This window comes from Flavobacterium sp., assembly GCF_004211145.1.
GTDB lineage: Bacteria > Bacteroidota > Bacteroidia > Flavobacteriales > Flavobacteriaceae > Flavobacterium.
The window spans coordinates 63,401-74,224 of record NZ_SEBS01000030.1 but is presented as its reverse complement, the minus strand read 5'-3'; the positions used below and the strand labels follow the sequence as shown (position 1 = coordinate 74,224).

The 10,824-nt window shown below is 40.5% G+C and carries 12 protein-coding genes; 8 read left to right on the top strand and 4 right to left on the bottom strand.

What is annotated here, in order from left to right:
• Positions 1-454: 454 nt before the first annotated feature.
• From EOO50_RS13430 to EOO50_RS13415, 4 genes are all read left to right on the top strand, one after another.
• Entirely contained in the window at positions 455-1,237 is a 783-nt protein-coding gene (locus EOO50_RS13430) for a helix-turn-helix domain-containing protein (RefSeq protein WP_290840786.1), read from the top strand.
• A 73-nt stretch (positions 1,238-1,310) separates the two neighbouring features.
• Positions 1,311-2,147, top strand: coding sequence for a hypothetical protein (locus EOO50_RS13425; protein WP_290840785.1), 837 nt, complete (start codon positions 1,311-1,313; stop codon positions 2,145-2,147).
• Between the two features lie 83 nt (positions 2,148-2,230).
• Entirely contained in the window at positions 2,231-2,431 is a 201-nt protein-coding gene (locus EOO50_RS13420; protein ID WP_290840784.1) for a hypothetical protein, read from the top strand.
• A gap of 4 nt (positions 2,432-2,435) precedes the next feature.
• The gene (locus EOO50_RS13415) at positions 2,436-2,762 is read left to right on the top strand and encodes a helix-turn-helix transcriptional regulator (protein ID WP_290840783.1); all 327 of its coding nucleotides are present in this window, start codon (positions 2,436-2,438) and stop codon (positions 2,760-2,762) included.
• Between the two features lie 157 nt (positions 2,763-2,919).
• Here the strand turns inward: EOO50_RS13415 and EOO50_RS13410 are convergent, their stop codons facing one another.
• The 3 genes from EOO50_RS13410 to EOO50_RS13400 are packed head-to-tail and all read right to left on the bottom strand — an operon-like array spanning position 2,920 to position 6,231.
• Positions 2,920-4,434 (bottom strand): hypothetical protein, encoded by a 1,515-nt coding sequence (locus EOO50_RS13410; protein ID WP_290840782.1) that lies wholly within the window; start codon positions 4,432-4,434, stop codon positions 2,920-2,922.
• Positions 4,435-4,436: 2 nt separating this feature from the next.
• Positions 4,437-5,210, bottom strand: a complete 774-nt coding sequence (locus tag EOO50_RS13405) for a TIGR02757 family protein (protein ID WP_290840781.1) — start codon at positions 5,208-5,210, stop codon at positions 4,437-4,439.
• Positions 5,191-6,231, bottom strand: coding sequence for a hypothetical protein (locus tag EOO50_RS13400; protein WP_290840780.1), 1,041 nt, complete (start codon positions 6,229-6,231; stop codon positions 5,191-5,193). Before EOO50_RS13400 ends, EOO50_RS13405 begins: the two co-directional genes overlap by 20 nt.
• Positions 6,232-6,269: 38 nt before the next feature.
• On the opposite strand from EOO50_RS13400, the gene EOO50_RS13395 reads away from it, so the two are divergent.
• From EOO50_RS13395 to EOO50_RS13380, 4 genes are all read left to right on the top strand, one after another.
• Positions 6,270-6,545 (top strand): DUF2400 family protein, encoded by a 276-nt coding sequence (locus EOO50_RS13395; protein ID WP_290840789.1) that lies wholly within the window; start codon positions 6,270-6,272, stop codon positions 6,543-6,545.
• Positions 6,546-6,587: 42 nt separating this feature from the next.
• A complete protein-coding gene (locus tag EOO50_RS13390) occupies positions 6,588-7,145 on the top strand; it encodes an AraC family transcriptional regulator (RefSeq protein ID WP_290840779.1) in 558 nt (185 codons plus the stop codon).
• Positions 7,146-7,208: 63 nt separating this feature from the next.
• Positions 7,209-7,931 (top strand): heavy metal-associated domain-containing protein, encoded by a 723-nt coding sequence (locus EOO50_RS13385; RefSeq protein WP_290840778.1) that lies wholly within the window; start codon positions 7,209-7,211, stop codon positions 7,929-7,931.
• Between the two features lie 278 nt (positions 7,932-8,209).
• Positions 8,210-9,556: a DEAD/DEAH box helicase gene (locus EOO50_RS13380; RefSeq protein ID WP_290840777.1), complete on the top strand. Its 1,347-nt coding sequence runs from the start codon at positions 8,210-8,212 to the stop codon at positions 9,554-9,556.
• 85 nt (positions 9,557-9,641) lie between these two features.
• Here the strand turns inward: EOO50_RS13380 and EOO50_RS13375 are convergent, their stop codons facing one another.
• Positions 9,642-10,754 carry a lactonase family protein gene (locus EOO50_RS13375; protein WP_290840776.1) on the bottom strand — a complete coding sequence of 371 codons (1,113 nt, stop codon included), beginning with the start codon at positions 10,752-10,754 and terminating at the stop codon, positions 9,642-9,644.
• Between the last annotated feature and the right edge of the window lie 70 nt (positions 10,755-10,824).

Sequence of the window (10,824 nt, the reverse complement as noted above, 5' to 3'; positions counted from 1 at the left end):
AATATTATATATAATGTATTATCTAATAGTAGAATATCAATAATATATATGGGGAGACACATGTCTCCCCAATGAGTTGTAAGAACTCCAACAACCGAAGGTTATATTACTATTATAGTAAAGGGTACCGCTTCCTCCCCCTATTCCAATCCATTTAGGGGGAATTTCTCCCCCAATTTAGGTTGACATTTTCACCCAATCCTTGAATTTTAGGGTGACTATTTCCCTCCATCACAATCGGGGGAAAGTTTCCCCCAAAAAAAGTTTCCAATATTATTTACAAAACGAATCACTTTCAGTATAATTGAGATATATAAGAATAAGAGAGTAAACTCTTTAATATCCCACGATGCTCAGGGGTAGCTCCCCTGAGTGGTTGGCGTGGTTAAACGTCCAACGAAATTATAATCATCGGTATGAGAAAATCTCTGATGAAAGTCCAACCCTTAAAACAATGACCAACAAGAAAGTCATTCGTAAATCCAACGAACACGGTAAATTTACCACAGTCCACAACTCAATCCTATTTGATACAAGGCTCACTCCAATGGCCTTTAGGATTCTCACAATCATCCTGTCGGATGCTGACCACTTCAACCTTACACGCGAACTTATCGTTAACCGCCTCGGCATCGACAAGAAGACAGTTCAAGCCGCATTCAAAAATCTTGAGAACGCTGGTTACATGAGAAGAACCCAACTCAATCGCGGTTACTTCTACACCATTTCGGATTTCGGGAATCTGAACGTGGACACAAGTTCGGAAATACCGCAAGTTGCAGAAATCACCAATGAAGTTATCGAAGAAGTCGCTCCTGTAACAATAGTTCCAATTAACATCCATGACCATGTTTCAGACATCATCCAAGTTCTTCCTGAAAATTTCACTAATGATGAAATGATGACGCTCTTGGATTATCTGACGGATGCGATAGATGAGGGACGGCTCACGGATAAATCACAACTTTCGATTTCGAACCTACAGAAGGTGGCGAACAAATTGTTCCCGCCAAGACCAAAGATTGATAAGACCAAATTCATTACTCAATTGTGTGAAGAGTTCGGTGGCGGCATAAGAATTACAATCGCTAATAAAGCCGAAATCACAAAGAAGGTGCTTAGATGCTTCGAAAATTTTGATGGGGAAATTTCAGAGAAGCTTGTAAGGTCGAGAATTCTTTCGGTGAAGACGGCATATCAATCAACAGGACACCTCGACCAACGATTCCAAAACTAATTTGTAAATACCTATTTAAATATTTGGTTTATATTTAAGTATAGCTTAAATTTGCAGAATAAATAATTGAATTATGCCAGCTACACTTTTAGAACAAGCCTCAAAGATGGCCGCTATGGCGAATAAGATTTCTAAGATAGCCAAGATGGGTTCTCTCGCTACAAAAGGAATTTTAATAAACAATGATATTGTCAAGTGGGCTGACGAGGGTGCTAAGATTCACTCTATAATGAGTAAAGGTGCTTATTCATCACTTGCGAATAACATCAGAATTTCTAATTTAGTTATGTCGGCACCTGTTTTTGTTGTTGATGCAATCAAGTTAAAACCTTTTGAAGAATTGGTACCCTTGCCTGATTATTCAAAAATTTGGCTTCAACATTCTCCTTCGCATATTATTTCGACAGACCAATTAGGTACGATTAGAAATCATGTTGTACACTTGGAATCGATTTCTTCAATGTATCAAGACGAACTGCGCCAAAAACAAAAAGCGCAGGAAGAATTGTTAAAATGGTTTGAGACTAAAGAATATGAAGTTCCAAGTGGTGATTATGTTTTCCAAGGCACAGGTGCAATTTCCGTTTCAACAAAATTCATAAGTCGCGCTAATGTAGATGCTTTAAATAGAGTTGTTGGTTTATCGCTTGCGGAAGATGCTTTTAATGAAAGGAAGCGAGTAATTGATTTCGAACTTATCACGAAACTCGTTGCTTTACTCGAAATAGTCGATGAAATTCAGGAAGGGCAAAAAGTTCTCGATTTGGTTCGAGGTTTAATTAAGGGGCTATGTTCGATATTCAAACAGTTTCAAATTAATCGACGGGAATCTTTTCGAAGGATTAATAGTTTTCTGTTTAAAAATCTTGATGACTACCATTCATTGTCTTTAATATCTTTAAGATATTAAGGCAAAGAGAAAGGCGTTGCCCTAATATTTTCGATTACCCTAAGACCATCAAAACTTAGAATTGTAATTTGAAAATACTAATCATGAATAATTTAGAATTTATACAAAAAATCGATTGGGCGTTAGAATCATTGCCCATGTCAAATGAAATCAGAGAACTTTTTATTGAATTGAGAAATAACCCACCCGAACTTGAAGCCGATAAATTTGATGGCTACTTGAAATGGATGGAACTTCTTGTGATGCTTGCGCAAATTGGCGCGGAGTTCTCAAAATACAAATAGCATTATGGAATTAGGTGAAGTTATTAAAATGTTTATCAAAAAGAGAAACATGACACAAGGGGAAGTTGCTTCAAGGATTGACAAAAGTCCAACAGCACTTTCCCAAATTATCAAGGGAGTGTATAAGCCGCAAGCCGATACTTTAGAAAGTTTGAGCAAGGTCTTAAATGTTCCTGTTCCTGTCTTTCATTTTCTAACTCTCGACGAAGAAAGTGTTCCTCATGAAAATAGAAAACTTTTTAGGGCAATGGCTCCAACAATGGAAAGATTTCTGTTAGACGTTTACAATACCGAACCTGAAGATTTAGAATTAACAAAAAAAGCCCTTTAAGGGCTTTTTTTCTTTAGCAATCATTTCGTCTATTTCTCGTAGAAGCCGTTTACACTCTTTGCGGTCTGTATCGTCTTCCCAATATTTTCCAATAGGCTAATGGAACATTCCATCAGAACTATGGATTACTCCAATTTTTTCGAATCGAAAGAATTAATTATGAACGAACATATTTTCTGAATGAGCGAACAGTCTCAAAGAGACCGACACCAATAATAATTCTTGATAACAAATCGACCCAACCGCTCCATAATCCTAACAACCCACCATCAATAAAGTCAATTTTATGAAGTGGATTCAAGAACTGTGGTAGAAACGATAAAACATTTGTGAAAAAGTAGTTTATTCCAATTTGAGAACAATCAAGATGATAATTCTCCAATGAAACGATAAAAAGAATAAAAGAAATCAAGCCAAAAGCAAAAGTTACGAAAACCGCTTGGAGCCAATTGCTCCCATGATTACTAATACAGCGTGAGGTAAGAAGTGTAATCATGTTTCCAAGTTTGGAAAATGAATTTGAGTCGCCTTTTAATCGCTGATAGGCGAAATATTGCGCGGCCACATAATAATCAATTTTGTCTTGGGAATTATTTTGTTTAGATGCTGAGGTATATAAGTCGTTGTAGAAACTTAGGCCATCATCAAATGTCCAATTGTTTTTTACAACAGGAAATTTTGACTTGATTAATTTAATTCCTGATAAGTCGGATGACATAATAATTAATTTGTAGTACTGCAATTTTGTGTTCTTGATTTCAAATACGCCCATAGAGCAATTTTGAATTCTTAGGGTATGATTTGAAGTTGAAAAATCTTGAATTGCAATTTTTTGGAAGTAGTGGAAATACAAATAATCCTTTATGTCCTGTGAAATCATAACAGAATGATATAAATCAGGAAAGCTATTGATTGCATGAAACTTTGAAAGATAATTTACCGCCTTTAGCATGGAAGCGTCTTCAATACTTTTACTCAAAGATTCCAATGAAGGAAAATCGAGAGTCAATACCTCTGATGGGGTAATTTTTGTAAAATAAAATCTTCCGTCATTATTCACCGAATCAAGAAACATTATGTTGTTCCTAATACTCGTAATGTTGATTCTCGACGCGGAATTAAAGTCACCTCGAATTTCAAAAGTATTTATTATCGCATCACTTATCGAAAAATTCATTCCAATCGAAGAGTGCAATATGCATCGTTTAATTTCCGTGAAATTCCCAGAAATTTTAAGGAGTGTTTTTTCATCTTTGGATTGGTAAAAAAACTCTTCGAGTGTTCCACCTAAAATTCTTATTGGGCTATCGCAAGTACAGTTATCAAAACTTAGCGTTGCGCCATAGACGCTGTAAATAGTGATATTTGAATTAAAATGACAATTCTCAAATGTTAGGACATTTATATGTGCATTAAGAATTAGGAAATAACCACTAAACTCACAGTTCTCAAACGAAATTCCTTTTTTGAAGTTTGAACCTTCTATGTCAATATTGTTGAACTTACACCTCTGAAAATTAGCTGGTTCCTCATAAACCTCATTCCATTCAAAGAACAAATCACCAAATTCAAGATTTTCGAATGCTCGTTCAGCGCCCCTCTGTACCGTCGATGTCAAAAATAAAGTACTCAGTTGAGATTTCAATAGCGACTTCAGCGACGTTTCTTCCATAATTATATTTTCGTAAAACCTTCTTTACTTAATCCGAACAATGCAACATCATACTTAGCTGGGTCGCTCGAGTCATACGACCGAAGAACTTCATCCAATTGCTGAAGGCTCCGAAGATTGTCTTGCTTGACAGTAATGAACCCTAAATGTCGTCCAACTCTCCCCGTATGAACATCAAGTGGACATGACAAAGCGGAAGTCGGTATCGATTTCCAAATTCCAATATCTACACCGCCTTTGTCTTGTCGAACCATCCATTTCAAAAAAAGGTGAATGCGTTTCGCATGGCTGGAATTCTTAAGTGGGTCAGCGACATGCTTGGTTGTTCGAGGTAAATGGTCTACCTCAAAAAAGCGCCGCTTGTACTCATGGATTGCATAATGCATGAAGCCGTCTCGTTGGTGGTCTGCAAATATCTTCTCCATTCCACCGTGCGTAGTATAAATGTGTTTTAAACCTATGACGAAAGTCCTCATGTCTGCTGGTTGAAACGTTCGGTGAACAAAACTATCAAAGCGCTCCAAATCCTTTTGAGAATGCGACATGATAAAATCATAGGGAGAATTTCCCATCAAATCCATCATACGCTTTCCACTTTTAATTACACTCGCGCGATTTCCCCATGCAATGGTAGCGGTAAGGAAGGCCGCAATCTCAATATCTTCCTTAATATTAAATGACCTTGGAATTTGAACAGGGTCAGTATCGGCAAACGATGAAGTGTTGTATTCGATAAATTTTCTATCAAGTAAATCTTTAATTTCTGAATTCTTCATTTTTAACCCTCTTGAAAAAATGTGCTTCTCTTTCCCTTAATCTCTCGTCCGTAAATCTAAGCATATCCTCTGAATTCGCTACTTCACTCATAAATGTCGCAACTTCTCTATCGGAAGGAAGCTTTTTAAAAGTTAATGTATAGTTGTCCAAGAATGTCCAATAGGTAGTAGCCATAAGTTTCTTGGCAGTATAAGAATGATAGTTGTAATTTTTTATTCGTCTTTGCGAATCGGGTATTATTTTGACATCAAAGGAAGGTGATTGGTAGTTGAACAAATCAACATAGTCATCCTCTGTATTAAAGCCGAAAAATTCATCAAACGGAACATGTAAGTGTTCTGTCTGTTGAAATAAAAAGTCGTTAAGGAGTAAATGATTAATGTTTGCGTGGTGGTTGACTAATATTGAATTTCCTGTTTTGTATGCATCACCGTTTACATCACCTTCAGGTCTACTCGTTTCAAGGTATGTTGCAGAAAGCGGAATTTCTTCCAAGTCCGTATTATCTTCATTAAAAATTTTCCCCCTTAGATAATCAGCCACTTCGTCGCTCAATAAGATGTCCTCTTCACAAATATATCCTCTCCAAATCTGAAGTAAAGCAAACAACCTCATGGCTCTACTTTCGTCAACACTAAGTTGCACTTGTGTAACGTTTTCTAAATTGGCACCCCTAAATTTTGGAAGTACTTGTTCTTGGAAGGCCGTTTCTATAGTTCCAAACTTGTCCTCACATCTCGTACAAAATTTATCGTTAACAGAATAAATGATTTGAGATTTTGATTTCTCGTTTTCTTCATCTGTTGTTTGCCTTCCAAATAATTTCTCAAGTTTAATGGGGCTGGCGTTTCTTTGGAAGTTGAAATCAACCGTTGGACTTTCGGTATCTATTGACCAATACATACCCTTTTCCCTATCACTTTTCCCATCCTCATTAAGTGCATTCTTGATTAAGAAGTCGCTAAAGTAATGGGTGTTGGGTCTTGGTTGTTTTTCCTCAAGACATAAAGCACAAATCATAATGGCGTAAATTTACAGCGGTAAAGGTAGCCACAAAAATAACCCGTAGCTACATGTTCCTGCGCTGGATGGTGCGCCAGGACAACAAAGGCGTCGATCTTGGTATTTGGAAACAGATTTCGCCTTCACAATTGTCGTGTCCGCTTGACGTCCATTCGGGAAATGTCGCACGCAAGTTAGGCTTGCTCACGCGAAAACAAAACGATGCGAAAGCACTTGCCGAACTCGATGCCAAATTGCGTGAACTTGACCCGATCGATCCCGTGAAATACGATTTCGCCTTATTCGGGCTCGGTGTTTTCGAAAAATTTTAACGCTATCACATTCGCTTAGGCGTAACTTTGCAAAAAACACGAATGCGGCTTTTCATTAAAAATATGGTGTGCGACCGATGCAAGACTGCAGTCGGATCGACTCTCGAAAATCTCGGGTTGACGCCTATTTCGATTACTTTAGGAGAAGTTGAAATCACTGAAAATCTTTCGGACGAAACAAAAGTGACGCTCGACGAATCGCTTCAGGCAAAAGGTTTCGAACTCATCGACGACCCGAAATCCCGACTTTCCGAAAAAATCAAGAACCTGATCGTCGATCTGGTCCACAATCGCAACAACGAAATCAACGTCAATCTGTCCGAATTTTTGAGCGACAAAACGAACCACGACTATTCGTTTTTGAGCAATGCATTTTCGAAACAAACGGGCACGACTATCGAGCAATTTTACATCATGCAAAAAATCGAGCGCGTCAAGGAACTTTTGGAATACGGCGAACTCAACTTGAATGAGATCGCATTCGCATTAAATTACGGAAGTGCGTCCCATCTGACGCGACAATTCAAAAAAATCACATCACAGACGCCAACCGAATTCAAGGCCTCCAACCTAAAACGCCAACCGCTCGATTCGCTGTAAAAGTGAAGATTCTTCCAAAAGTTGTGCAATCGATCGTATCGGAAATTGCGCGAACTTTGCAGCATGACACATACGTATCAAATTACCGGGATGACCTGTTCGGGCTGCGAAGCCAAAGTGAAACATTATTTGCAGCTCGTTCCCGGGATTACGGTCGATGAGCTTTCCAAGGACAGCAGTTCGGCAAAGGTTTCGATGGAATCGCATGTTTCCATTTCGACATTGCAGGACGCTTTGGGCGGAAAGGAAAGCAAATATCAAATCTCGGCTACAAGCCACAACGAAACCATAGAGGAAACCAAGAGTTGGTTTGCGACCTACAAACCGATCCTATTGATCTTCGGCTATATTTTGGCGATTACACTTCTCGCCCAGCTCAACAACGGCGAGTTCGATGCAATGTTGGCGATGCGACACTTCATGGCCGGATTCTTTTTGGTCTTCTCGTTTTTCAAGATGCTGAACATAAAAGGTTTTGCCGAAAGTTATGTCATGTATGACGTCGTTGCCCAAAAATTCCCGGCTTGGGCATATTTGTATGCGTTCATCGAATTGGCATTGGGCATCGCATTCCTGATTGATTTCAACCCGATCGTCACGAATGCAGTGACGTTGATCGTAATGAGTTTGAGCATTATCGGGGTTTTACGAAGTGTCTTGAACAAACGCAAAATCCAATGCGCGTGCCTCGGAGCGGTTTTCAATTTACCGATGAGCACTGTAACGATCATCGAAGACGGTTTGATGATTGCGATGAGCGCAGCGATGCTGTTGATGCTTATCTAATCTCATTATCCATTATCCATTATCCATTATCCATTATTAATTATTCATTATTCATTATTCATTGTTCATTATTCATTTTTTTCTTGCCACAAAGACACGAAGGCACGAAGGCACAAAGCGTTTTTATCGGATAAGAGTAAATAATTAATGTCGAAAAGCGATCAACGAATAACGAATGTTGAAGTTTCCGAAACCCTGAACCCTAAACCCTGAACCCTAAACCTCAAACCTTTTACCTCGCACCAATCCAATTCCCTATCTTTGCAAAAAATTACAAAATGGGATTCGAACAGTTCAACCTACCGAAATCAGTACAAAAGGCCATCGACGAGCTCGGTTTCAACGAGCCGACGCCTATACAGATCAAGTCGTTTCCCGTGATCATGTCAGGACGCGACATGATGGGAATCGCGCAAACGGGAACGGGAAAGACCTTCGCGTACTTGTTGCCGCTGTTCAAACTCTACAAATTTACACCGACTGAAACGCCTAAAATCGTAATCCTTGTGCCGACGCGCGAACTCGTCGTCCAGGTAGTCGAGGAAGTCGAAAAAGTCACGAAATACATGTCGGTGCGCGTGCTCGGGATTTACGGAGGCGTGAACATCAACACACAAAAGAAAGAAGTTTTCCAGGGAATCGACGTTTTGGTCGGAACTCCGGGACGCGTCATGGATTTGGCGCTCGACAATTACATCCGATTCGATGAAACGCAAAAATTGGTCATCGACGAATTCGACGAAATGCTCAATCTTGGTTTCCGACCGCAATTGACGTCGATCCTCGCCATGATGAAACCGAAACGCCAAAACATACTTTTCTCGGCGACGATGACCGACGATGTCGATGCGGTCTTGAACGACTTCTTCGATTTTCCCGAGGAAGTCACGCTTTCGCCATCGGGAACGCCGCTTGAAAAAATCGAGCAACTCGTCTATCCGGTTCCGAATTTCAACACCAAAGCGAATTTGCTAAAGTACCTGATCGAAACCGATGAAAGCTTGGATCGCGTGCTCGTTTTCGTAAACAATAAAAAGATCGCCGACATGTTGCACGAGAAGATCGACGCTGATTTTCCTGACCAATTCGGGGTGATCCACTCGAATAAATCCCAAAATTACCGCTTGCACACGATGGCCGATTTCCAGGACGGAAACTTGCGCGGCATCATCACGACCGACGTCATGGCGCGTGGTCTCGATATCTCGAACATCTCGCACGTCATCAACTTCGAGATGCCCGAAATCCCCGAACAATACATGCACCGAATCGGGCGAACAGGGCGCGCCGACGCAAGCGGAACCGCAATTTCATTCGTCGCGCCCCGAGAGGAAGACATTCGCATCGAAGCCGAATTACTCATGAACAGGGAAATAAAAAACCTGGATCTGCCGCAGGAAGTTGAAATTTCGACGCTTCTCATCGGGCCTGAAAAGGAAAAGGAGAAAGTGAAGTTCCTCATGAAAAAGGTAAAGCTTACGGGCGGCGCGTCACACCATGAAAAATCGGCGAAGAATAAGAAAGTAAACTTGGGCGGGCCTTCGAAAACGAAGAAGAAAACGTCGGGTTCGGTGAACAGGAATTTGTTGCGCACGCAATCGGCTAAGCGGAATAAAAAGAAATAATTAAATTGATTTTGAACAATTAAGATAGTTAAGAATAGTTAAGCTTAACTGACCTTAACTATCTTAATTGTTCAAAAAATACCTTTTATTCCACTTCATCAAAAACCAAACAAACCGGCGCGCACAATTCAATGCGTTTCCCGCTGTCGGTCAACAATCCCGTCACTTCATCGCGATTGAAAATCACCACATTGTTCGAATATTGGTGCGCGACCAAAACAAACTTCCCGTCAGGACTCAAAGTGAAATTCCGTGGGCCTTTTCCCGTCGTTTGAATCGTTTCCTTAAAAGTCAACTTTCCGTTTTCCTGGATCGCGAATGTCGAGATCGTGTTCGCATCGCCGCGGTTCGTCGCGTATAAAAACTTGCCGTCGGACGAAATATGAATGTCGGCGGCGCTCGTTTCACCCTTGAAATCAGGTTTTACGATCGTGGTTTCCTGGATGCGTTTCGCTTTTCCGTCGGCATAATTGAACGCTGTGATCGTGCCGTCGAGTTCCTGGATCAGGTAGACATTTTTGCCATTCGGATGAAAAGCCAAATGACGCGGCCCGCTTCCCGTCTTGATCGGAATCGTATCCTGGAATTCGAGCACTTTCTTCTCGGCATCTGGATAATAGCGATACACGTAGATGCGGTCGGTTCCCAAATCGTTCGCGAATACGAACTTTTTGTCGGGCGAAAATTGCACCATGTGAACGTGCGGGCTTTCTTGTCGTTTCGCATTCGCGCTGTGACCTTCGTGCGCAATGACTTGCACCGATGGCGTCAATCCGCCGCCGCTTTTCTTCTTGAAAACTGAAATGCTTCCGCCCGAATAATTCGCCGTCAACACGTTTTTCGCATCGTCCAAAATAAAACACGGATCGGCGCCCATTGCATCCTGGGTCCCAAGAAGCAGCATCTCGCCCGATTTCGCGTTGTACGAAAACGCGCTGACCTTGCTATTTTTGCCGTCCTCGTTTACGCTGTAGATATTTTTTTTGTCGGACGAAACCGCGAGAAAACTCGGATTTATCGTTTTGCCAGTCGATGATTTTTGTTTGGTTTCGGCGGTTTCAGGATTGTAGTCGAATACGTAAATCCCTTTGCTCTCGCACGAATTCGTATATGTTCCAATCAAAAGGTTGTATTTTTTTTGGGCAGTCATTGCGCTTGAAATAAGTAGCGAAAAAAGTAAGATCGAAGTGCGTTTCATTACAAATAGGTTATGTTCAAAAGTAGTTTTTAAAATCGAAAATCGCTCCCGTTCCAATCATAAAAAATGC

Bases quoted from the DNA above. Each gene is read 5' to 3' on its own strand.
- EOO50_RS13430 (WP_290840786.1), top strand. From the start codon at position 455: ATGACCAACAAGAAAGTCATTCGTAAATCCAACGAACACGGTAAATTT.
- EOO50_RS13425 (WP_290840785.1), top strand. From the start codon at position 1,311: ATGCCAGCTACACTTTTAGAACAAGCCTCAAAGATGGCCGCTATGGCG.
- EOO50_RS13420 (WP_290840784.1), top strand. From the start codon at position 2,231: ATGAATAATTTAGAATTTATACAAAAAATCGATTGGGCGTTAGAATCA.
- EOO50_RS13415 (WP_290840783.1), top strand. From the start codon at position 2,436: ATGGAATTAGGTGAAGTTATTAAAATGTTTATCAAAAAGAGAAACATG.
- EOO50_RS13410 (WP_290840782.1), bottom strand. From the start codon at position 4,434: ATGGAAGAAACGTCGCTGAAGTCGCTATTGAAATCTCAACTGAGTACT.
- EOO50_RS13405 (WP_290840781.1), bottom strand. From the start codon at position 5,210: ATGAAGAATTCAGAAATTAAAGATTTACTTGATAGAAAATTTATCGAA.
- EOO50_RS13400 (WP_290840780.1), bottom strand. From the start codon at position 6,231: ATGATTTGTGCTTTATGTCTTGAGGAAAAACAACCAAGACCCAACACC.
- EOO50_RS13390 (WP_290840779.1), top strand. From the start codon at position 6,588: ATGCGGCTTTTCATTAAAAATATGGTGTGCGACCGATGCAAGACTGCA.
- EOO50_RS13385 (WP_290840778.1), top strand. From the start codon at position 7,209: ATGACACATACGTATCAAATTACCGGGATGACCTGTTCGGGCTGCGAA.
- EOO50_RS13380 (WP_290840777.1), top strand. From the start codon at position 8,210: ATGGGATTCGAACAGTTCAACCTACCGAAATCAGTACAAAAGGCCATC.
- EOO50_RS13375 (WP_290840776.1), bottom strand. From the start codon at position 10,754: ATGAAACGCACTTCGATCTTACTTTTTTCGCTACTTATTTCAAGCGCA.